This is a genomic window from Streptococcus mitis, from assembly GCF_946190375.1.
GTDB classification, from domain to species: domain Bacteria; phylum Bacillota; class Bacilli; order Lactobacillales; family Streptococcaceae; genus Streptococcus; species Streptococcus mitis_CJ.
This window is the reverse complement of sequence record NZ_CAMIAF010000002.1, coordinates 85,009-107,139: the sequence shown is the minus strand read 5'-3', so window position 1 is coordinate 107,139 and position 22,131 is coordinate 85,009. Positions and strand designations below refer to the sequence as shown.

At 41.7% G+C, this 22,131-nt stretch carries 25 protein-coding genes; 22 read left to right on the top strand and 3 right to left on the bottom strand.

What is annotated here, in order from left to right:
* The first annotated feature begins 138 nt into the window (after window positions 1-138).
* The 6 genes from N8M09_RS01790 (at window position 139) to mnmG (ending at window position 5,625) form a co-directional block, all read left to right on the top strand.
* Window positions 139-375 carry an argininosuccinate lyase gene (locus N8M09_RS01790; RefSeq protein ID WP_261062950.1) on the top strand — a complete coding sequence of 79 codons (237 nt, stop codon included), beginning with the start codon at window positions 139-141 and terminating at the stop codon, window positions 373-375.
* Window positions 372-1,100, top strand: a complete 729-nt coding sequence (locus N8M09_RS01785) for a hypothetical protein (RefSeq protein ID WP_261062949.1) — start codon at window positions 372-374, stop codon at window positions 1,098-1,100. The genes N8M09_RS01790 and N8M09_RS01785 overlap by 4 nt, the downstream gene beginning before the upstream one ends.
* Window positions 1,101-1,245: 145 nt before the next feature.
* The gene (locus N8M09_RS01780) at window positions 1,246-1,548 is read left to right on the top strand and encodes a hypothetical protein (protein WP_261062948.1); all 303 of its coding nucleotides are present in this window, start codon (window positions 1,246-1,248) and stop codon (window positions 1,546-1,548) included.
* Between the two features lie 436 nt (window positions 1,549-1,984).
* Window positions 1,985-3,106, top strand: coding sequence for a tRNA 2-thiouridine(34) synthase MnmA (gene mnmA / locus N8M09_RS01775; protein ID WP_203175661.1), 1,122 nt, complete (start codon window positions 1,985-1,987; stop codon window positions 3,104-3,106).
* 140 nt (window positions 3,107-3,246) lie between these two features.
* Window positions 3,247-3,702, top strand: a complete 456-nt coding sequence (locus N8M09_RS01770; RefSeq protein WP_261024614.1) for an NUDIX hydrolase — start codon at window positions 3,247-3,249, stop codon at window positions 3,700-3,702.
* Between the two features lie 9 nt (window positions 3,703-3,711).
* On the top strand, window positions 3,712-5,625 hold the full coding sequence (mnmG, locus tag N8M09_RS01765; protein WP_078238064.1) for a tRNA uridine-5-carboxymethylaminomethyl(34) synthesis enzyme MnmG: 1,914 nt from the start codon (window positions 3,712-3,714) through the stop codon (window positions 5,623-5,625).
* Between the two features lie 201 nt (window positions 5,626-5,826).
* On the opposite strand, the gene rnjA is transcribed toward mnmG, so the two are convergent.
* Both rnjA and N8M09_RS01755 read right to left on the bottom strand, forming a co-directional pair.
* Window positions 5,827-7,506 carry a ribonuclease J1 gene (gene rnjA / locus N8M09_RS01760; RefSeq protein ID WP_049521946.1) on the bottom strand — a complete coding sequence of 560 codons (1,680 nt, stop codon included), beginning with the start codon at window positions 7,504-7,506 and terminating at the stop codon, window positions 5,827-5,829.
* 1 nt (window position 7,507) lies between these two features.
* Window positions 7,508-7,741 carry a DNA-dependent RNA polymerase subunit epsilon gene (locus N8M09_RS01755; protein WP_000639572.1) on the bottom strand — a complete coding sequence of 78 codons (234 nt, stop codon included), beginning with the start codon at window positions 7,739-7,741 and terminating at the stop codon, window positions 7,508-7,510.
* A 279-nt stretch (window positions 7,742-8,020) separates the two neighbouring features.
* On the opposite strand from N8M09_RS01755, the gene N8M09_RS01750 reads away from it, so the two are divergent.
* The 16 genes from N8M09_RS01750 (at window position 8,021) to N8M09_RS01675 (ending at window position 21,499) form a co-directional block, all read left to right on the top strand.
* Window positions 8,021-8,236: a hypothetical protein gene (locus tag N8M09_RS01750; protein ID WP_261062947.1), complete on the top strand. Its 216-nt coding sequence runs from the start codon at window positions 8,021-8,023 to the stop codon at window positions 8,234-8,236.
* A 523-nt stretch (window positions 8,237-8,759) separates the two neighbouring features.
* Window positions 8,760-9,443 carry a tRNA (adenosine(37)-N6)-threonylcarbamoyltransferase complex dimerization subunit type 1 TsaB gene (tsaB, locus tag N8M09_RS01745; RefSeq protein ID WP_261062946.1) on the top strand — a complete coding sequence of 228 codons (684 nt, stop codon included), beginning with the start codon at window positions 8,760-8,762 and terminating at the stop codon, window positions 9,441-9,443.
* Window positions 9,440-9,877, top strand: coding sequence for a ribosomal protein S18-alanine N-acetyltransferase (gene rimI / locus N8M09_RS01740; protein WP_261062945.1), 438 nt, complete (start codon window positions 9,440-9,442; stop codon window positions 9,875-9,877). The genes tsaB and rimI overlap by 4 nt, the downstream gene beginning before the upstream one ends.
* A complete protein-coding gene (gene tsaD, locus N8M09_RS01735) occupies window positions 9,867-10,877 on the top strand; it encodes a tRNA (adenosine(37)-N6)-threonylcarbamoyltransferase complex transferase subunit TsaD (RefSeq protein ID WP_261062944.1) in 1,011 nt (336 codons plus the stop codon). The genes rimI and tsaD overlap by 11 nt, the downstream gene beginning before the upstream one ends.
* Before the next feature lie 103 nt (window positions 10,878-10,980).
* On the top strand, window positions 10,981-11,844 hold the full coding sequence (locus N8M09_RS01730) for an Rgg/GadR/MutR family transcriptional regulator (protein WP_261062943.1): 864 nt from the start codon (window positions 10,981-10,983) through the stop codon (window positions 11,842-11,844).
* A 290-nt stretch (window positions 11,845-12,134) separates the two neighbouring features.
* Window positions 12,135-12,356: a hypothetical protein gene (locus N8M09_RS01725; protein ID WP_261062942.1), complete on the top strand. Its 222-nt coding sequence runs from the start codon at window positions 12,135-12,137 to the stop codon at window positions 12,354-12,356.
* An 18-nt stretch (window positions 12,357-12,374) separates the two neighbouring features.
* Entirely contained in the window at window positions 12,375-13,049 is a 675-nt protein-coding gene (locus N8M09_RS01720) for a CPBP family intramembrane glutamic endopeptidase (RefSeq protein ID WP_261062941.1), read from the top strand.
* An 11-nt stretch (window positions 13,050-13,060) separates the two neighbouring features.
* Window positions 13,061-13,726 (top strand): CPBP family intramembrane glutamic endopeptidase, encoded by a 666-nt coding sequence (locus N8M09_RS01715; protein WP_261062940.1) that lies wholly within the window; start codon window positions 13,061-13,063, stop codon window positions 13,724-13,726.
* 68 nt (window positions 13,727-13,794) lie between these two features.
* Window positions 13,795-15,021, top strand: a complete 1,227-nt coding sequence (locus tag N8M09_RS01710; protein WP_261062939.1) for an MFS transporter — start codon at window positions 13,795-13,797, stop codon at window positions 15,019-15,021.
* A gap of 158 nt (window positions 15,022-15,179) precedes the next feature.
* Window positions 15,180-15,875: an AzlC family ABC transporter permease gene (locus tag N8M09_RS01705; protein ID WP_000659743.1), complete on the top strand. Its 696-nt coding sequence runs from the start codon at window positions 15,180-15,182 to the stop codon at window positions 15,873-15,875.
* On the top strand, window positions 15,865-16,188 hold the full coding sequence (locus N8M09_RS01700) for an AzlD domain-containing protein (protein ID WP_070842091.1): 324 nt from the start codon (window positions 15,865-15,867) through the stop codon (window positions 16,186-16,188). Before N8M09_RS01705 ends, N8M09_RS01700 begins: the two co-directional genes overlap by 11 nt.
* Before the next feature lie 254 nt (window positions 16,189-16,442).
* Window positions 16,443-17,273 carry an amino acid ABC transporter substrate-binding protein gene (locus N8M09_RS01695; RefSeq protein WP_004254995.1) on the top strand — a complete coding sequence of 277 codons (831 nt, stop codon included), beginning with the start codon at window positions 16,443-16,445 and terminating at the stop codon, window positions 17,271-17,273.
* 153 nt (window positions 17,274-17,426) lie between these two features.
* Entirely contained in the window at window positions 17,427-18,281 is an 855-nt protein-coding gene (locus N8M09_RS01690) for a MetQ/NlpA family ABC transporter substrate-binding protein (RefSeq protein ID WP_023948487.1), read from the top strand.
* A 96-nt stretch (window positions 18,282-18,377) separates the two neighbouring features.
* The gene (locus N8M09_RS01685; RefSeq protein ID WP_261062938.1) at window positions 18,378-19,751 is read left to right on the top strand and encodes a M20 family metallopeptidase; all 1,374 of its coding nucleotides are present in this window, start codon (window positions 18,378-18,380) and stop codon (window positions 19,749-19,751) included.
* Complete coding sequence (locus tag N8M09_RS01680) at window positions 19,744-20,805, top strand: methionine ABC transporter ATP-binding protein (protein WP_261062937.1); 1,062 nt, start codon at window positions 19,744-19,746, stop codon at window positions 20,803-20,805. Before N8M09_RS01685 ends, N8M09_RS01680 begins: the two co-directional genes overlap by 8 nt.
* A gap of 1 nt (window position 20,806) precedes the next feature.
* Window positions 20,807-21,499 (top strand): methionine ABC transporter permease, encoded by a 693-nt coding sequence (locus N8M09_RS01675; protein ID WP_261062936.1) that lies wholly within the window; start codon window positions 20,807-20,809, stop codon window positions 21,497-21,499.
* A gap of 29 nt (window positions 21,500-21,528) precedes the next feature.
* Here the strand turns inward: N8M09_RS01675 and N8M09_RS01670 are convergent, their stop codons facing one another.
* Window positions 21,529-22,098, bottom strand: coding sequence for an MptD family putative ECF transporter S component (locus N8M09_RS01670; RefSeq protein ID WP_261062935.1), 570 nt, complete (start codon window positions 22,096-22,098; stop codon window positions 21,529-21,531).
* Window positions 22,099-22,131 lie beyond the last annotated feature (33 nt).

Below are 22,131 nucleotides of genomic sequence, written 5' to 3'. Positions count from 1 at the left end.
TTAATAAAAAAGGAGAAAATAAATGGAACTCGTATTACCAAATAATTATGTTGCTCTTGAGCAAGAAGAGATGATGTATCTTGATGGGGGGCTTATTTAAGCAAGAGTGATTGTCAAGGAATTTGTGCAGCTTTAGCTATGAGCCCAGGGACTTTTATAGCATTAGCTGGAGCTGCAGTTTTAACCAAAAAACTAATAAACTATATTAAAGTTGGAGGCCTTGGAGGTTGGCTTATTGGTGCAGCGGCAGGTGTATTGGCTGGGGCTGCAGGAAGAATAGCTTACTGTATTGGATATGGTGCTCTTAATAGAGGTTGTGATATTAACGGAAACCCCTATCCTTGGGATGGATTCATATCTGCGACAGTAAGATGAGTAATGTAGATAACATTCGAAAAATACATATTATCGTGTGTTGGGTGTATATATTTTTATCATTTAATCCGATTATAAGTAACACGGAGTATTTTTTGCTTATTTTTTTAGCATTTATCTACTCAATAGTATCACTACCTCTATATTCTGTGAAAAATAAAATAGTATCTATCTGTCTAGCCATAAATTCGATTCTGTTAATGAGTTTTCCAATTTTAATCAATAAATTTTTCCCAGGAAACGTTTCTACTTATATCGTATTAATAAGTATTTTTATTCTGGAGTTCTTAATCTTTAATAAAATTGGTAGAGATTTTGATACTAGATTAGCTAGTGAATATAGGAAAATCAGTCAGTTTAAAAGTAAGATGTCTCAATCTCCTTGGATAAAATATTTAGAGATTTCTAGTTTTATATTAACTATATTTCCATTTATTCTTCATGATACAGTTGATAATCGTGTATTGGCTCTTATCTTTTTGATAAAAATTTGTGTAGATACTACGATAAAGCTTCTATTAAACAGAATCTTTAATTCAAGTGAGATGATGAAAAGGAGGATATTTTCTCTTCTTGCACTAGATTTGATGGTCTATATATTTTTAAGTTATGTTTTAGTGATACAAAAAGACGGATATCTGTTTTCGATTCTACTAATTTTTTCTAATTTTTCAGTTCCATTTATCAAAGAAAAGGAATACGAATTATTTAAAAATAGCAAGTAATAGAAATATGGATTAAATCTTAGAACGGCTTAAAATCAGACATGATAAAGGAAAGCTATCTAGGTAACTAAGTGCTATAAACACAGTCGACAATCACTTGTTAGGAAACTATCCTAACCATGCTTAATAAAAAAGGAGAATTTTGATGGAACTCGTATTACCAAACAACTATGTTACTATTGATGAACAAGAAATGATGTATCTTGATGGCGAAGGGTGGCTTGCCATGCTTTGTGGAGGTGTAGGTGCTGTCGCAGGCGGAATAGCAGGAGCTATAACTGGTGCGGCAGCTGGTGCAGCACTAGGGACAATAAACTTACCAGTTATTGGTACAGTTACCTATGCATTCATTTTAGCTACTTGTGGTGCAGCAACAGGTTATATGTCAGGCTTTATTACCGGCTATAATTTCGGTAGGATATTGGAAAGTAATTTAGGCTGGGACTAGTTATGAAAGATAAAAAAGTACAACTATTTGCGACTATAGTATTTATTATAAATCTATTATTAGCTATCGTGAGTTCATTTGATACTATTATTTTTAAGCATGTTTTCCTTATAGTTAGCTATCTGGCAATCATGCTTGCCTTTCTTATCTATACTATTGTTAAATACATTCAATCACGGAATAATGGAAAGTAAGCGTAGGCTGTTTTTATGCGTCTATTCAATCATGGGCATCTTTATCGATTACCGTTTCATTTTCGGTTTAGAAAAGAAAGGACAAGGTTAAAACAATTTTTTCAACAAAGGAGTCAAGATTGGCTCCTTTCCTTGTCTTCTCCAACCAAGCATGTTATAATGAATACTGCTCAAGCGACCTTCAATCGTTAAAGCACACACGACCTTCAATCGTGAATAAACGAATAGATGGGAGACTTACCATGAGTGATAACTCTAAAACACGTGTTGTCGTGGGGATGAGTGGTGGTGTTGATTCGTCGGTGACGGCTCTTCTTCTCAAGGAGCAGGGCTACGATGTGATCGGTATCTTCATGAAGAACTGGGATGACACAGATGAAAACGGCGTCTGTACGGCGACCGAAGATTACAAGGATGTGGCTGCGGTGGCAGACCAGATTGGCATTCCTTACTACTCTGTCAATTTTGAAAAAGAGTACTGGGACCGCGTTTTCGAGTATTTCCTAGCGGAATACCGTGCAGGACGTACGCCAAATCCAGATGTTATGTGTAACAAGGAAATCAAGTTTAAGGCCTTTTTGGACTATGCCATGACCTTGGGGGCAGACTATGTAGCGACTGGGCATTATGCCCGAGTGGCGCGTGATGAGGATGGAACAGTTCACATGCTTCGTGGTGTGGACAATGGCAAGGACCAGACCTATTTCCTTAGCCAACTTTCGCAAGAACAACTCCAAAAAACCATGTTCCCACTGGGGCATTTGGAAAAGCCTGAAGTTCGCAGACTAGCAGAAGAAGCAGGCCTTGCGACTGCTAAGAAGAAAGACTCGACAGGGATTTGCTTTATCGGAGAAAAGAACTTTAAAAACTTTCTCAGCAACTACCTGCCAGCTCAGCCAGGTCGCATGATGATTGTAGATGGTCGCGATATGGGCGAGCATGCAGGTCTTATGTACTATACGATTGGTCAGCGTGGAGGTCTCGGTATCGGTGGGCAACACGGAGGTGACAATGCCCCTTGGTTCGTTGTCGGAAAAGACCTAAGTAAGAACATTCTCTATGTCGGGCAAGGTTTCTACCATGACTCGCTCATGTCAACCAGTCTAGAAGCCAGTCAAGTCCACTTTACTCGTGATATGCCAGAAGAATTTACGCTAGAATGCACAGCAAAATTCCGCTACCGTCAGCCTGATTCTAAGGTGACAGTACATGTCAAAGGAGACAAGGCAGAGGTCATCTTTGCGGAACCGCAACGCGCTATCACACCGGGACAGGCAGTTGTCTTTTACGATGGCGAAGAGTGTCTAGGTGGTGGCTTGATTGACAATGCTTATCGAGATGGACAAGTTTGTCAGTACATTTAGATTGACAAATTTTCTCAATTTGCTACAATAATAAAAGCAATAGAAATGATGGTCAAAGCTCATGGATGTTGCAGGCTTTTTTGTCCTGCACTTCTTTGGAGTTTTGACTGTTTTTGTGTCGTTTAAGGGAAAGGACAAGAATGACTCAGCAAGACTTTCGGACAAGAGTAGGAAATACGGTTTTTGGAGTTCGGGCGACAGCTTTGATTCTTCAAAATCGTAAGCTCCTAGTTACCAAAGAAAAGGGTAAGTATTACACTATTGGCGGTGCGATTCAAGTCAATGAAAGCACGGAAGACGCGGTAGTCCGTGAAGTGAGGGAAGAACTGGGTGTCAGAGCTCAAGCTGGACAGCTAGCTTTTGTGGTTGAAAATCGTTTTGAACAGGACGGTGTTTCCTATCACAATATCGAGTTTCATTATCTGGTGGATTTGCTTGAAGATGCCCCATTGACCATGCAGGAAGATGAGAAGAGGCAGCCCTGTGAGTGGATTGACTTTGATCAGCTCCAGAATATCCAGCTAGTTCCAGCCTTTCTAAAAACAGCCCTACCAGTTTGGGACGGCCAACTAAGACACATTCATCTTGAGGAATAGGAGAGAAACATGACTTATAATTTTACTGAAGAATACGATATTATTGTAATCGGTGCGGGACACGCTGGGGTCGAGGCTTCCTTGGCTGCCAGTCGTATGGGCTGTAAGGTCTTGCTTGCGACCATCAACATTGAAATGCTGGCTTTCATGCCTTGTAACCCCTCTATCGGTGGTTCTGCCAAGGGGATCGTTGTGCGTGAAGTTGATGCACTTGGTGGTGAAATGGCCAAAACCATTGACAAGACTTACATCCAGATGAAGATGCTCAACACAGGGAAGGGTCCAGCTGTCCGTGCCCTTCGTGCGCAGGCTGACAAGGAACTTTACTCTAAGGAAATGCGCAAGACAGTTGAAAACCAAGAAAATCTGACCCTTCGTCAAACAATGATTGATGAGATTTTGGTTGAAGATGGCAAGGTTGTCGGTGTTCGTACAGCGACCCATCAAGAGTATGCTGCAAAGGCCGTTATCGTGACGACAGGAACAGCCCTCCGTGGGGAAATTATCATCGGAGACCTCAAGTACTCATCAGGTCCTAACCACAGCTTGGCTTCTATTAACCTTGCTGACAATCTCAAGGAACTAGGCCTCGAAATCGGTCGTTTCAAGACAGGGACCCCTCCACGTGTCAAGGCTTCTTCTATCAATTACGATGTGACAGAAATTCAGCCAGGAGACGAAGCGCCTAATCACTTCTCATATACCTCACGAGATGAGGATTATGTCAAGGATCAAGTGCCATGCTGGTTGACCTACACCAATGGTACCAGCCATGAAATTATCCAAAATAACCTCCACCGTGCGCCTATGTTTACAGGTGTGGTCAAGGGAGTGGGGCCTCGTTACTGTCCGTCGATTGAGGATAAGATTGTGCGCTTTGCGGACAAGGAACGTCACCAACTTTTCCTTGAGCCAGAAGGGCGCAATACAGAGGAGGTCTATGTCCAAGGACTTTCAACCAGTCTGCCTGAGGATGTCCAGCGTGACTTGGTACATTCCATCAAAGGTTTGGAAAATGCTGAGATGATGCGAACTGGTTATGCCATTGAGTATGACATGGTCTTGCCTCATCAGTTGCGTGCGACTCTGGAAACCAAGAAAATCTCCGGACTTTTCACTGCTGGTCAGACAAATGGAACATCAGGTTATGAAGAAGCTGCTGGCCAAGGCATTATCGCGGGTATCAATGCGGCTTTGAAAGTCCAAGGCAAGCCTGAGTTGATTTTGAAGCGCAGCGATGGTTATATCGGGGTGATGATTGATGACTTGGTGACCAAGGGAACGATTGAACCTTATCGCCTTTTGACCAGTCGAGCTGAATACCGACTCATCCTCCGTCATGACAATGCCGATATGCGTTTGACAGAGATGGGACGCGAGATTGGACTTGTGGATGATGAACGCTGGGCTCGTTTTGAAATCAAGAAAAATCAATTTGATAATGAGATGAAGCGCCTAGACAGCATCAAACTCAAGCCAGTCAAGGAAACCAATGCCAAGGTTGAGGAGATGGGCTTCAAGCCGTTGACAGATGCAGTAACAGCCAAGGAATTCCTTCGCCGTCCAGAAGTTTCTTATCAAGATGTGGTGGCCTTCATCGGACCAGCTGCAGAGGACTTGGATGACAAGATTATCGAATTGATTGAAACAGAAATCAAGTACGAAGGCTATATTTCCAAAGCCATGGATCAGGTTGCCAAGATGAAGCGCATGGAAGAAAAACGCATTCCAGCCAATATTGATTGGGATGATATTGATTCTATCGCGACAGAAGCTCGTCAGAAGTTCAAACTCATCAATCCAGAAACCATCGGCCAAGCCAGCCGTATTTCGGGAGTAAACCCAGCAGATATTTCGATTCTGATGGTGTATCTGGAAGGTAAAAATCGTAGTATTTCTAAAACTCTTCAAAAATCAAAATGATACGTCGTCGGCTTCTTACGAATGAGTTCAAAGCTTGGCTTTGATTCATCTCCAGCCTCCCATAGTTCCCCGAACTATGGGAGCTAACTCAAGTTATGCTTTCGCCTAGCCTTCTAGTCTGATTTCGATTTTTATTGAGTTTTAATCTCAAAAGAAAGTATAGAGAAAAACAGCTCCGAAAAATCGGGGCTGTTTTATGATTTATTCTTCATCTGGTGTGAGGATCATAGGGATGATGATCGGTTCACGTTCTGTATTTTCATAGAGGAAGGGGCGAATAGCGTTGACAATGGCACCATTGACAGATTGCACGCTAGCATCCTTGTTTTTCAGTGCGATACGAATTGCATTGAAGAGGATACGCTGGCTTTGGCGAATCAAGTCGCCAGACTCTCTCATGTAGACAAAGCCTCGGCTGAGGATATCTGGTCCAGACAGAATCATCTGTGATTTGAAGTCAACAGTTGCGACTGCCAGAACGACACCGTCTTCAGATAGATCACGACGATCTTTGAGGACAGCAGCACCGATTTCACCGATACGATTTCCATCGACATAGATGTCTTGGGCGTTGAAATGACCTGCGATACGAGCAGAGTCAGCAGTAAGGGCAAGCACATCACCATTGCTCATGATAAAGATGTTGTCCTTCTCAACACCAGTATCCACCGCTAGTCCAGCGTGGACTTTTTGCATGCGGTATTCACCGTGGACAGGCATGAAGTATTTTGGCTTAATCAAGCGGAGCATGAGTTTTTGCTCTTGCTGGCCACCATGTCCAGAGGTATGGATATTGTTAACCTTACCGTGGATAACTTCGACACCAGCTTCAGAAATGATGTTGATCAGCTTGTTGACGCTAGTAGTGTTTCCAGGGATTGGGCTAGAAGAGAAGATAACGGTATCACCGGGCTGGAGTTGTACCTGACGGTGGGTTCCGTTGGCGATACGAGAGAGGGCAGCCATTGGCTCACCCTGACTACCTGTACAGAGGATAAGAATCTCGCCTGCAGGATAATCTTTGATTTCATTTGGCTCGATAAAGGTTCCCTTAGGAGCTTTGATGTAGCCAAGATCGATTCCGTTGACAATGGCCTTTTCCATCGAACGACCAAAGACTGCAATCTTACGTCCAGTCTTAACAGCAGCTTCTGTTGCTTGCTGGAGACGGAAGATATTTGAGGCAAAGGATGCAAAGATGATACGTCCCTCTATGCCTTGGATAATCTTCATGATGGACTGGCCAACGACTTTTTCAGAGTTGGTAAAGGTTGGCACTTCTGCATTTGTTGAGTCAGACAGGAGACAGAGCACGCCTTCTTCACCAAGGGCTGCCATACGGTGCAAATCTGCTGGTTCACCAACTGGTGTTAAGTCAAACTTGAAGTCACCCGTACAGACAATTTTCCCTTGAGGAGTATGAATGACAATCCCCAAAGGTTCTGGAATAGAGTGTGTAGTTCTAAAGAAAGTTGCCTTGAGATTTTTAAAGGTTAACTCAGTATTGTGGTTGATTTCGTAAAGTTTGGCGTTGCGCAAGAGACCGTGTTCTTCGAGTTTCCCACGGATCAAAGCCAAGGCAAGCGGTCCAGCGTAGATAGGGACATTTGCTTGCTTGAGCAGGAATGGAATCCCACCGATGTGGTCCTCGTGTCCGTGTGTAATCAAAACAGCCTTGACGCGGTCGATATTGTCTACGATGTAAGAATAATCAGGAATGACATAGTCGATACCCAGCAAGTCATCTTCTGGGAATTTAATCCCAGCATCGACGATGATAATCTCGTCTTGGTATTCAATCCCATATGTATTTTTCCCGATTTCTCCCAGACCACCGATGGCAAAAACGCCGACTTCTTCAGGTTTAAGAGTGTAGGCCATATTAAAACTCCGTAATTTCGAAGGCGCCAGTTTCTTTTTCGTAATCTAGCAATTTGTCAGACAAGAGTTCGATATACTCGATGTTGTACTCTGGGCGATTTTCTTCGACAAGTTGGCGAGCAGCGATACGGCCCTCAAGTTCTGAGCTAGCATCGATGTCTAGGTAAAGTGCGCGTGTTGTTTCGCGACGTGGGCTACGTTCTTTTGTTTCTTGATAAAAAACTTTGTAAATCATATAGTTCCTTTCTATTTACAGGTCAGCTTATTCCAAACTTTTAGCAGATATTTGCTTGATTTCATTCCATTTTGTGTCTAGATTGACCTTGATTCGTTACAATTATTTCAATTATACCACAAAATGAAAAATTAGTAAAAGACAGAAACGAGAAAGTCAGGGGACGATTTCTTTAGTAAGCGCTTGCAAAAACAAAGAAAATGTGCTATATTGATAATGGAAGTGAAATTTATCGCTTGTCATAATTCCATATAGATTTTAAGTCAAGGAGGTTGCCCTATGTATAACTTATTTGCTTTTGCTATCGGAGCTCGCTTGGTAGCTTTTATTGTTTTTGTTGCTTGCGTTTATGCGGGGAATCTTCTATTTGCCAAACTGGAGCAACGAAAAACCAAGTTCTTGTGGAAAATTACCTTTGTGACTCTCTACTCGCTTTTTCTTCTCCTCGTAACCTATGTCGTTTGGTTTGTATTTTACTTTGGATTAAATGCTTAGATGCCCCGCTTATGCTGGGGCTTTTTGTTTGGGGATATAGAGATAGTAGATTTACGACACGAAAATCCCACCCCATCTATCAAGATGAGGTGGTCTTTGCATTTTTCTAAAATGACATGATAATGGAATTTTCAGAGCTTATTATTTTTATGGGAGTCATTGTTCTGCTCAAAAATAGAGTTGAAGCATAAAAATAAAACAATACAAACAGATAGATCAATTGGTAAAGGGATAGTAGTAATGTTTAAATCATTGAGAATACTGAGCAAACTGTAAGAGATAAAGATAATAAAATTTATCCTTCTAAAAATGTGTCTTTTATCTAGCATGACCTACCAAACTTTTTACGAAGGTCCTTTCAATTTTCTTGTTCACTTTTATATTCGGAAAAGAAAAGGGAAAGTGAACATTTTTTAAATTATTTTTCAGCTAAGTATAGGCTTTTTGTTTGGGGATAAAGAAAATTCCCATGTGCCAGCTTTTGTAGTATAATAGTAAGCAGACAAAAAGATAGGAATGTGTTATGAAAGTATTAGCTTTTGATACGTCCAGCAAGGCTCTTTCTCTCGCTATTTTAGAGGACAAGCAGGTTCTTGCCGAGACGACGATTAATATTAAGAAAAATCACAGTATTACCCTCATGCCTGCCATTGATTTTTTGATGGCAAGTTTGGATTGGACGCCCAAGGATTTGGACCGAATCGTGGTGGCGGAAGGGCCGGGTAGCTACACAGGCTTGCGAATTGCGGTAGCAACTGCTAAGACACTTGCTCATACTTTGAACATTGAGTTAGTTGGTATGTCTAGCCTCTTGGCTCTGGTGCCCTACCAACAAGAAGGCTTGTTCGTCCCTTTGATGGATGCTCGTCGCAATAATGTTTATGCAGGATTTTATGAAAATGCCAAACCTGTCATGCCAGAAGCACACCTGCCCTTTGAGCGAGTGATTGAGCTAATCAAGGGTGCTAGTCAGGTAACCTTTGTCGGAGAAGTTGCCCCCTTTGTTGAGCAGATTCAAGAACACTTGCCAAGGACTGATTACAAAGAAACCTTGCCAAATGCAGCTAATCTAGCTCTCTGGGCCTGGGACAAGGAAGCAGACTCCTTGCATGATTTTGTGCCGAACTACCTCAAGCGTGTCGAGGCTGAGGAAAACTGGCTCAAGAACCATACCGATTCTGGTGAGTCCTACATTAAACGCCTATGATAGAAATCAAACGAACTCAACAGCAACCTGACTTGGCTCAAGCCATCTACGCTGTGATGGCAGCTGTTTACCCAGTCAGTCCTTGGACTCTGGAACAAATCCAAGCAGACCTGTCCCAAGACCAGACTTGGTATGCTCTGGCTTATGATGGGGTAGAAGTGATTGGATTTCTAGCTGTGCAGGAAAATATCTTTGAGGCAGAAGTCTTGCAAATCGCTGTTAAAGGAGACTATCAGGGTCAGGGAATTGCGTCAGCCTTGTTTGCTCAATTGCCGACAGACAAGGAGATTTTCCTAGAAGTCAGAAAGTCAAATCAACGAGCGCAAGCATTTTACAAGAAAGAAAAGATGGCAGTCATCGCTGAGCGAAAGGCCTACTACCATGACCCAGTCGAGGACGCCATCATCATGAAGAGAGAAATAGATGAAGGATAGATATATTTTAGCATTTGAGACATCCTGTGATGAGACCAGTGTTGCCGTCTTGAAAAACGACGATGAGCTCTTGTCCAATGTCATTGCTAGTCAAATTGAGAGCCATAAACGTTTCGGTGGCGTAGTGCCGGAAGTAGCCAGTCGTCACCATGTCGAAGTCATTACAGCCTGTATCGAGGAGGCACTGGCAGAAGCAGGGATTACCGAAGAGGACGTGACAGCTGTGGCTGTTACCTATGGACCAGGCTTGGTCGGAGCCTTGCTAGTTGGTTTGTCAGCTGCTAAGGCCTTTGCTTGGGCGCATGGACTTCCACTTATCCCTGTTAACCACATGGCTGGTCACCTCATGGCCGCTCAGAGTGTGGAGCCTTTGGAGTTTCCCTTGCTAGCCCTCTTGGTTAGCGGTGGACATACGGAGTTGGTCTATGTTTCCGAGGCTGGTGACTACAAGATTGTTGGAGAAACGCGAGATGACGCGGTTGGTGAGGCTTATGATAAGGTCGGCCGTGTCATGGGCTTAACCTATCCTGCAGGTCGTGAGATTGATGAGCTAGCTCATCAGGGACAGGATATTTATGATTTTCCTCGTGCCATGATTAAGGAAGATAATCTGGAGTTTTCATTCTCAGGTTTGAAATCTGCCTTTATCAATCTTCACCACAATGCCGAGCAAAAGGGAGAAAGCTTGTCCACAGAGGACTTGTGTGCTTCCTTCCAAGCAGCTGTCTTGGATATTCTTATGGCTAAAACCAAGAAGGCTTTGGAGAAATACCCTGTTAAGACCCTTGTCGTGGCAGGTGGTGTGGCAGCCAATAAAGGTCTCAGAGAACGCCTAGCAACTGAAATCACAGATGTCAAGGTTATCATCCCACCTCTGCGCCTCTGTGGAGACAATGCAGGTATGATTGCCTATGCCAGCGTCAGCGAGTGGAACAAAGAAAACTTTGCAAACTTGGGCCTAAATGCCAAACCAAGTCTCGCTTTTGATACGATGGAATAAGGAGTCAGCTTAAGGCTGGCTTTTTTGCTCTCTTAAATGTCAGAATATTTTGACAAAACCATAAAAATAATGATATAATATGCAAAATCTAGGAGGTGGTCAGATGATTGAGAGAATGGAATTGGGGGAATTTTACAAGGAATTGCGCTTGGCGAGAAAACTCAAGCAGTCAGATGTGGCCTGTGAGGGACTAACAGCTTCTCAGTTGTCCAAGTTTGAACTAGGGCAGTCTATGCTATCTGCGGACAAGCTAATCCTAGCTATCCAAGGTATAAATGTGACCTTTGATGAGTTTGGGCACAAGCTCAACAACTATCAAGAATCTCCACATATGCGAATTGGTAGAAAGGTTGTGGATCGCTTTGCCCATCAAGATATTGCTGGCTTAGAGCAACTGTTGGAGGAAGTCGAGCAAGAACAGATGGCGCAGACCTATCGTTGTTTGAATGCTATTGTAATTAAAAACGCACTCCATTCCTTAGATAAAAGCTATTCGCTAGCAGAGGAGGATAGGGAGTTTCTGACCATCTATCTCTATGCTATTGAATCTTGGACTTGGTTTGAACTCTATCTTTTCTGCAATACTATGCCTTTCTTGAGAAATCAAGATCTGATTTTTTTATCAACTTCCTTACTTGAAAAATCCAAAGAATTTAAAGAGTTAGTACATAATAGACTGTATATGAAAAGTGGATTTCTGAATATTATATCAGAACTCATGGAGCGTAAGCTATTTTCTTATATTCCAATCTTTGAGGCCGAGTTGGAGAGCATGCTTCGTCCATACGATGTTTTTGAAAAAGTATCGTGGCAGTTTTTAAAGAAGATGAGTGTCTTTCTTCAAACCAAAGGAAGCAATCAAAAAGAGATTGAACACTTTATCCAATCTCTGCAAATATTAGAAAATCCACAATTGATAGCCCTCTTCGAATTGCGTTTTCAGCAATACAAAGAACTTATCAATTAATTAGAAACGGGAAGACGATCACCCACTCCGAAATAAGCAGGAGTATCAGTTGGATTTTTCTTTTCTTCATCATTATATCCCTCCTTGTTAGTAGTAACTTTATTATACCAGTGAAATAATCAAATCTACCAAAATCGCAAATGTGAAATTTCTATAAGAAAAAATATCAAATATGCGATTTTCTAAAATAAGCCAATTTCCATGTTATACTGACCTTGTAAAACATTTGAAGCAAATCCTAGGTCGCAGAAGTGGTTTACAAGAAGAAAACAATTGAAGGAGTGTAAAAGATGTTAAATTTACAATTTGCAGAAACAATGGAATTGACAGAAACTGAGTTGCAAGATGTTAGAGGAGGAAATATCACTTCGGTTTGCGTGGGTGAAAATATTGGTTGTGGTGGCAGTGCTTTGCCTGCTTGGGGAGGTAGAGGTATTAGTCCCAGACCTTATGGGGCATTTGATTGGACTAATGGGCTGATTGAAGGACTGTTTGGAAAACGCCGTAACTAATATTTAGGAGAAGAAACTATGAAAAGGGGAGAAACGAAATTTTACCTAGGAACCATTTTGGTACTTATGTCTTATTACTTGATTTTTAGTTTAGTAGTGAGATTAGAGTTTATGGATCAATTATCAGATTTTGGATTTTATGGGATTCAAATTTTATTGATAGTAATTGAAGGAATTGCTAGTACTGTGCTTCTTGTTAAGAGTCAACGTTGGAAAGATTACGGTCGATTTCAGTTTCGTTGGTCCTATCTGGGTATCTTCTTTCTTTCCTTTATATTGATGTTTTTGTGGGTAAATATAACGACTAGGATCTTTCCCAGCACACAAAATAGTAGTGCTATAAAAGAAGCCGTAGCCAATTTGACGGGAATTAGTTATTTTGTGACACGTATTCTCTATGGCAGTCTTATTGCTCCGATAGTTGAGGAGTTAGTTTTCCGTGGTCTTCTGATGACAGCCCTATCTAAATTTAAAAAATACTATATTGATGCCATTATTTCTTCCACACTCTTTAGTCTCATCCATGTTTTACAATATGGATGGGTTTTAACAGACTTCATCGTTTATGCAGGAGCAGGTCTGCTACTCTGTATTCTCTTTCGTTATACACGTTCAATTTATTGGTCAATGGCACTTCACATCTTGTGGAATACCTTTTTAATTATCGTGAGCTTATTGGTGTTTGGATATTAGAAAGATGAAATATGAAAAAGATAATTTCTAAATACTATTTTATTATAGCCGCTCTACTAGTTATTGCTGACCAGAAGTTCAGTGGTCTGGTTTTATCTAGCGACTTTGCTCTTGGTCTATCTGACTTTACCTATTATCTGTCGGATATGATGTTGCATTTTCTTGTGGTTCTATTTGCTTTTGTTATTATGATTTGGTCAGGTAAATGGCAGAAAATCAACAGTAGAAAGTTTAAAGGATCCTATCTTTTCTATTCCTTCCTAGCTCTGCTTGCTTTTGTTGCTTGGAATTTTGTCACCTTTTTTCTTTTCCCACCTACTCGAAATGAAATTTCTTATCAACATGCTGCTCCTACTTTTACAGGAGCTACGGCATTTTTGATGTATTTTTTTTATCCTGTGATTGCAGGTCCCATTTTTGAAGACATGATTTATCGTGGATTAGTGATGACTGCTCTGGAAAAAGGGAAGAAATGGGGATTAGATGTACTTGGTTCGGCTACTTTATTTGGTGTCTTGCACATTAGTAATCATGGTTGGGTATTGACAGACTTTGTCTTCTATATGGGTGGCGGACTCATATTTGCTGTCCTGTTTAGAGTGACAAAGTCTATTTATTGGCCTATTGGGCTGCATATAGTCTATAATGGCATTGGTCAGATTTTGATGTTACTGTAATGGTTGTTAGTAGTATCGCGGTCTATCCTTGGGGAAAGATTCCCATTTGAATTTAAAAAGGAGTTGTGATGAAAGTATTTCTTCAAAATAGAGATTTTAGGCAATTAACCATCAACCAGTGGATTTCAACGATTGGGGATACGATTTTTTATCTGGCTTTTTTGAATTATGTGGCAGATGCCTCTTTTGCCCCTTTGGCGATTTTACTTATCACGATTTCAGAAACCCTTCCCCAAGTTCTACAAATCTTTCTGGGAGTTTTGGCGGATTTTCAACATCATCGTGTCTTGAAATACACAGTCATTAGTTTTACAAAATTTTTGCTTTACTCTATAGTGTCCCTATCGCTTTCAGGGCAGTCTTTTTCCTTGTTGCTAGTAACCTTTATTTGTCTGATTAACCTCTTGTCTGACACATTGAGTTATTTTTCAGGCGCCATGCTCACTCCGATTTTCATTAGAATTATTGGGCAAGATCATCTGGCAGAAGCTATTGGATTTAAACAGTCAACTGTTAGTTTGGTGAAAACAATCAGTAATATTTTAGGAGGAGTCTTATTAGGTATTCTATCCATCCAGTTTATTTCCTCACTGAACGCTCTTACCTTTTTAATCGCATTTTTAGGTATCCTCTTCATAAAAAATGATCTCTTGAAAGTAGAAAAAACGATTAGCTATCAAGAAGGACTCTCTGTAAAATCCTTTTGCCAGCATCTGCTCCAATCATCGAAATTGATATGGAATATGAATAAGGTGCTCTTGGTTTTGTTTATTATCTCTATTAGTCAAGCAGTGATAAATGTTACAGTTCCTGTTTCTACTCTGTTTTTGAGAAATCAACCCTTTTTGAATTTACAAACAGGTCAATCTCTTGCCTTGTTATCCACTCTTGAATTAGCAGCCCTTATTGTCGGAAGTCTTGTGAGTGGCTATCTGAAAAATACGATTTCTATAAAAACAGCTCTATATGCCTCACTTGTTATCCAGTTGCTTCTTCTAGTAGGATTTGCCACAGTTCGTTTTGACTGGATTCTTATCTTTAGTGCCTTGGATGCCTTTTTCGCAGGTATTCTCTCTCCTCGATTACAGGAACTCGTTTTTAAACAAATACCTGAGGAGTCAATGGGAGCAGTTCAATCCTCTATCGGTGCTATTACGGTTGTTTTACCTAGCTTATTTACAATAGCTTTGGTAACCATTGCGACTAGCTTTGGAACTTTGGTAGTTAGCTTTGTTTTATTGCTATTTCTTCTAGTTGCCTTTGCCATGCTCTTGAATATTCGTGAAAGTATCTAACGGAGAATTTCTATAATATATGTTTGAGACTGGATTGCCAGTCTTTTTATGATAGCTACAATCAGCAGACTTTTTTCTCTTTCCTGAATGTGTTATAATAGTCCATGCTGTGGCTGGAACTGATTCAGCCCATTTATTAAGACAATATGAGGAGAAAGATGAAAGAAAAAGGATTTTGGGAGGGGGCGCAGGCAGCCATGCCAACAGCCCTTGGTTATGTCAGTATCGGCCTGGCCTGTGGGATTATTGGTGCGCCCTATGTAACACCTGTTGAGATGGGCTTGATGAGCCTCTTTGTTTATGCTGGGAGCGCCCAGTTTGCCATGTTGGCACTGATTGCGGTTCAAGCACCTGTGGCAGCTATTGCTATGACGGTTTTTTTGATTAATTTGCGTCTCTTTTTGCTGAGCTTGCATGCGTCGACCTATTTCCGTCATACTAGTCTCTGGCAAAATATCGGTATGTCTAGTCTCTTGACAGATGAGACTTACGGCGTTTTGATGGGTGAATTAGCCCATACAGACAAGGTCAATCCTATGTGGATGCATGGAAACAATCTCAACAGCTATGTGGCTTGGTTTGTGGGAACAGTTGTCGGAACGGCTCTGGGTGGTCTGCTGCCAAATCCAGAAATCTTTGGATTGGATTTTGCCCTGGTTGGGATGTTCATTGGAATTTTTGCTTCGCAATTCCAGATTATGCAAAGACGGATTCCTGTCCGCAATCTGCTCATTATCTTAGCAGTTGTTGCGGTGTCCTTCTTTTTACTCTTGACAGTGGTGTCTCAGTCACTAGCTGTTCTGTTTGCGACCTTGCTAGGTTGTACAATGGGGGTGGTTTTAGATGGTCAGTAAGTATCTTTTATTAGCAGTTATTTTCTCTGGTCTTGTGACTTGGATTCCCCGTATGATTCCCTTCATCTTGGTCAAGTATAAGGGTCTGCCTGCGATTGTTGAACGTTTTTTGAAGTTCTTGCCCGTTTCTATTATCTTTGCCTTGATTCTTTCAAGTGTAGTGACAGGCAAGGTTGGGAGTCTTCCTCAAATCAAATGGCTGGACTTCTTAGCCATCTTTCCAACAGCTTGGGTAGCCTTTCGCTACCGCAATCTAGTCGGAACAGTTCTCTTTGGAGTGGTTTTGATTGCCGTCTTGCGTTTGGTCTTTTAATACTCTTCGAAAATCTCTTCAAACCACGTCAGCGTCGCCTTACCGTATATATGTTACTGACTTCGTCAGTTCTATCTACAACCTCAAAGCAGTGCTTTGAGCAACCTACGGCTAGCTTCCTAGTTTGCTCTTTGATTTTCATTGAGTATAAATCAGCCATAAAGAAAACCTATCACAGAGATAGATATCATATAATGGCGTAAATGCTCTTTTTCTGTTAAGATTATAAGGTATTCTATTTTGGAGGAAATGACATGAAAAAAATCGTTAAATACTCATCTCTTGCTGCCCTAGGGCTTGTTGCTGCAGGTGTGCTTGCGGCTTGCTCAGGTGGTGCTAAGAAAGAAGGAGAAGCAGCTAGCAAGAAAGAAATTATCGTTGCAACTAATGCTACACCAAAACCATTCAACTATGAAGAAAATGGCGAATTGACTGGTTACGAAATTGAAGTGGTTCGCGCTATCTTTAAAGACTCTGACAAGTATGATGTCAAGTTTGAGAAGACAGAGTGGTCAGGAGTCTTTGCAGGACTTGATGCCGACCGTTACAATATGGCTGTTAGCAACATCAGCTACACTAAAGAACGTGCTGAAAAATACCTTTATGCAGCTCCAACTGCTAAAAACCCTAACGTTCTTGTAGTGAAAAAAGATGATCCTAGCATCAAATCGCTTGATGATATCGGTGGAAAATCAACAGAAGTTGTTCAAGGGACAACTTCTGCTAAACAGCTAGAAGACTACAACAAACAACATTCAGATAATCCAACTGTCCTAAAGTATACTAAAGCGGACTTCCAACAAATCATGGGACGCTTGAGCGATGGCCAGTTTGACTACAAGATTTTTGATAAAATCGGTGTTGAAACAGTCATCAAGGACCAAGGTTTGGACAACTTGAAAGTGATCGAACTTCCAAGCGACCAACAACCTTATGTTTACCCACTTCTTGCTAAAGGTCAAGATGAGTTGAAAACATTTGTAGACAAACGTATCCAAGAACTCTACAAAGACGGAACTCTTGAAAAATTGTCTAAACAATTCTTCGGTGACACTTACCTACCAGCAGAAGCTGATATTAAATAATTTCTTGAAATCATCCATTCTGAGTAAGATGGATGATTTCTCAGTTTTTAGGGATATAGTTTTAAACTATATATCTGACTATCTAATAACAATTTGTGAAATCAAACAAATTGTGAGATACTAGTACGGTATTATTTTTAAGGAGAAAGAATCATGAAAATCAAAAAATGGCTTGGTGTAGCAGCCCTTGCTACCGTCGCAGGTTTGGCTCTTGCAGCTTGCGGAAACTCAGAAAAGAAAGCAGACAATGCAACAACTATCAAAATCGCAACTGTTAACCGTAGCGGTTCTGAAGAAGCTCGTTGGGATAAAGTTCAAGAATTGGTTAAAAAAGACGGTATTACTTTGGAATTTACAGAGTTCACAGACTACTCACAACCAAACAAGGCAACTGCTGATGGCGAAGTAGACTTGAACGCTTTCCAACACTATAACTTCTTGAACAACTGGAACAAAGAAAACGGAAAAGACCTTGTAGCGATTGCTGATACTTACATCTCTCCAATCCGCCTTTACTCAGGTTTGAATGGAAGTGACAACAAGTACACTAAAGTAGAAGACATCCCAGCAAACGGAGAAATCGCTGTACCGAACGATGCTACAAACGAAAGCCGTGCGCTTTACTTGCTTCAATCAGCTGGCTTGATTAAATTGGACGTTTCAGGAACTGCTCTTGCAACAGTTGCTAACATCAAAGAAAATCCAAAGAACTTGAAAATCACCGAATTGGATGCTAGCCAAACAGCACGTTCATTGTCATCAGTTGACGCTGCCGTTGTAAACAATACCTTCGTTACGGAAGCAAAATTGGACTACAAGAAAGCACTTTTCAAAGAACAAGCTGATGAAAACTCAAAACAATGGTACAACATCATCGTTGCGAAAAAAGATTGGGAAACATCACCTAAGGCTGATGCTATCAAGAAAGTGATCGCAGCTTACCACACAGATGACGTGAAAAAAGTTATCGAAGAAACATCAGACGGTTTGGATCAACCAGTTTGGTAATAAGAAACAGGGAGGTGGGAGAGAAAATTCCACCTCTTGCTTTTGTATAGAGCATGGATTGTCAGGAAGAGTAGTTCATAGAAAGGTAGAGAGAATATGGTTTTTCCTAGCGAACAAGAACAGATTGAAAAATTTGAAAAGGATCATGTGGCCCAGCATTATTTTGAGGTTTTGCGTACCTTGATTTCTAAGAGGTCGGTCTTTGCCCAACAGGTGGGTCTCAAAGAAGTCGCAAACTATCTGGGTGAGATTTTTAAGCGTGTTGGGGCTGAAGTGGAGATTGATGAGACTTACACGGCGCCTTTTGTCATGGCGCATTTCAAGAGTTCGCGTCCAGATGCCAAAACCTTGATTTTCTATAACCACTATGACACTGTGCCAGCGGACGGGGATCAGGTCTGGACAGAGGAACCCTTTACGCTTTCGATCCGCAATGGCTTCATGTATGGGCGTGGGGTTGATGACGACAAGGGTCATATCACAGCTCGTTTGAGCGCTTTGAGAAAATACATGCAGCATCATGATGATCTGCCTGTCAATATCAGTTTTATCATGGAGGGAGCGGAGGAATCGGCTTCGACAGACCTAGATAAGTATCTGGAAAAGCACGCTGATAAACTTCGTGGCGCAGACTTGTTGGTCTGGGAACAAGGGACCAAAAATGCCTTGGAACAGCTAGAAATTTCTGGTGGAAATAAGGGGATTGTGACCTTTGATGCCAAGGTGAAAAGTGCGGATGTGGATATCCACTCTAGTTATGGTGGGGTTGTGGAGTCAGCTCCCTGGTACCTCCTTCAAGCCCTACAGTCTCTTCGTGCCGCAGATGGTCGTATCTTGGTTGAAGGTTTGTACGAAGAAGTACAAGAGCCAAATGAACGTGAATTGGCCTTGGTGGATACCTATGCCCAACGAAATCCAGGGGAAATCAGCCAGATTTATGGTTTGGAATTGCCTCTCTTACAAGAGGACCGTGCAGCCTTTCTAAAACGTTTCTTTTTCGAGCCAGCCCTTAATATCGAAGGAATTCAGTCAGGCTATCAAGGACAAGGAGTTAAAACGATTTTGCCAGCAGAAGCCAGTGCTAAGCTAGAGGTTCGTTTGGTTCCTGGTCTAGAACCGCATGATGTTCTGGAAAAAATTCGGAAACAGCTAGACAAAAATGGCTTTGATAAGGTAGAATTATACTATACCTTGGGAGAGATGAGCTATCGAAGCGACATGAGCGCGCCAGCCATTCTTAATGTGATCGAGTTGGCCAAGAAATTCTATCCACAGGGCGTTTCAGTCTTGCCGACTACAGCAGGGACAGGGCCTATGCATACGGTTTTTGATGCCCTAGAGGTGCCAATGGTGGCCTTCGGTCTAGGAAATGCCAATAGTCGAGACCATGGTGGAGATGAGAATGTGCGAATCGCCGATTACTACACCCATATTGAATTAGTAGAGGAGCTGATTAGAAGCTATGAGTAGAGATATTATTAAGTTAGATCAGATCGATGTGACTTTTCATCAGAAGAAGAGAACCATCACAGCGGTCAAGGATGTGACCATTCACATCCAAGAAGGGGATATCTACGGAATTGTTGGATATTCTGGAGCAGGGAAATCAACCCTTGTACGGGTGATTAACCTCTTGCAAAAACCATCTGCAGGCAAAATTACTATTGACGATGATGTGATTTTTGATGGCAAGGTGACCTTGACGGCAGAGCAGTTGCGTCGTAAACGTCAAGATATCGGGATGATTTTCCAGCATTTTAACCTGATGAGCCAAAAGACAGCAGAGGAGAATGTAGCCTTTGCCCTTAAACATTCTGGACTCAGCAAGGAAGCAAAGAAAGCTAAAGTAGCTAAGTTGTTGGACTTGGTCGGCTTGGCAGATCGTGCTGAAAACTACCCTTCACAACTATCTGGAGGGCAAAAACAGCGTGTAGCCATTGCACGTGCTTTGGCAAATGATCCAAAAATCTTGATTTCAGACGAGTCAACTTCTGCCCTTGACCCTAAGACAACCAAGCAGATTTTGGCCTTGTTGCAAGATTTGAACCAAAAATTAGGCTTGACTGTTGTCTTGATTACGCATGAAATGCAGATTGTCAAAGATATTGCCAATCGTGTTGCAGTCATGCAGGATGGTCATTTAATTGAGGAGGGCAGTGTCCTCGAAATCTTCTCAGATCCTAAACAACCTTTGACTCAAGACTTTATCTCAACAGCAACAGGTATTGACGAAGCCATGGTCAAAATCGAGAAGCAAGAAATCGTACAACATTTGTCTGAAAACAGTCTTTTAGTGCAACTCAAGTATGCAGGTGCTTCAACAGACGAGCCACTTTTGAATGAATTGTACAAGCATTATCAAGTGACGGCTAATATCCTCTATGGGAATATCGAAATCCTCGATGGTACTCCTGTTGGAGAATTGGTTGTGGTCTTGTCAGGTGAAAAAGCAGCGCTAGCAGGTGCCCAAGAAGCCATTCGTCAAGCAGGTGTACAACTAAAAGTATTGAAGGGAGGACAGTAAGATGGAATCATTGATTCAAACCTATTTACCAAATGTTTATAAAATGGGCTGGGCTGGTCAAGCAGGCTGGGGAACAGCCATCTACCTAACTCTTTATATGACAGTTCTTTCCTTCATTATCGGAGGTTTCTTGGGGCTAGTGGCAGGGCTCTTCCTTGTCTTGACATCGCCAGGTGGTGTCTTGGAAAATAAAGTCGTTTTTTGGATTTTGGATAAAATCACCTCTATTTTCCGTGCGGTTCCTTTTATCATTCTCTTGGCAGTCTTGTCACCCTTCTCTCATCTAATCGTAGGAACAAGTATCGGACCAAATGCGGCTATCGTACCCCTATCTTTTGCAGTCTTTGCTTTCTTTGCCCGTCAGGTGCAGGTTGTCTTAGCTGAACTGGATGGCGGTGTCATTGAGGCGGCTCAAGCGAGTGGAGCGACATTCTGGGATATCGTAGGTGTTTACCTATCAGAAGGCCTTCCAGATTTGATCCGTGTGACGACTGTAACCTTGATTTCACTAGTCGGTGAAACAGCCATGGCGGGAGCGGTCGGAGCAGGTGGTATTGGTAACGTAGCTATCGCCTATGGATTTAACCGCTACAATCACGATGTGACCATCTTGGCAACCATCATTATCATTTTGATTATCTTTGTAATCCAATTCTTGGGAGATTTCTTGACTAAGAAATTGAGTCATAAATAAAAAAGAGCCGCCTGGCTCTTTTTTAGTAATCAGATTTTCTGTGCAAATTTTTTACTCAAGGCTTGTCCAATCAAGGCACCCACTAGGGCTCCGATGACAACACTTGCGATAAATAAAAGGATGGTTTCAGGATTTGGCGCAACCATGATACGGTCGATATATTCTTGGGATTTTCCTCTTGCTAGAAGGGTTGCCATATAAGCTTTGGGCGCAATCCACATAAGCAAGATTGGACCGGTTGAGCTAAAGGCAAAAATAACGAAAGAAAGGAAGTTCTTTGTTTGGTTCTTGTATTTTCCGAGGCTAGCTACTCCATCTGCTAGCAGACCACAGATAATTCCAGGAAGGAAGGCACCGGCACCGTGTTTAGTTCCCAAGAAAAAGAGGGCGATGACAAGGCCGATAGTGGTAATGGCTCCAAAGCGCGGAACTTTTGCGACTAGGATCATATAGACGCTACCGCCGACAAGGGCAGTAAAGGCAGGCGCATAAAACATGTTTCCAGTTTGGTCAAAGAGATTGCCCAAAAGGACACCAATCCCCATGCAGAGGAAGTAAAGAACTGCAAAAAACAGTGTAGTTAAGATAGATTTTTTCATGAATTGTCTCCTGATCATTTTTTCACAATTCTC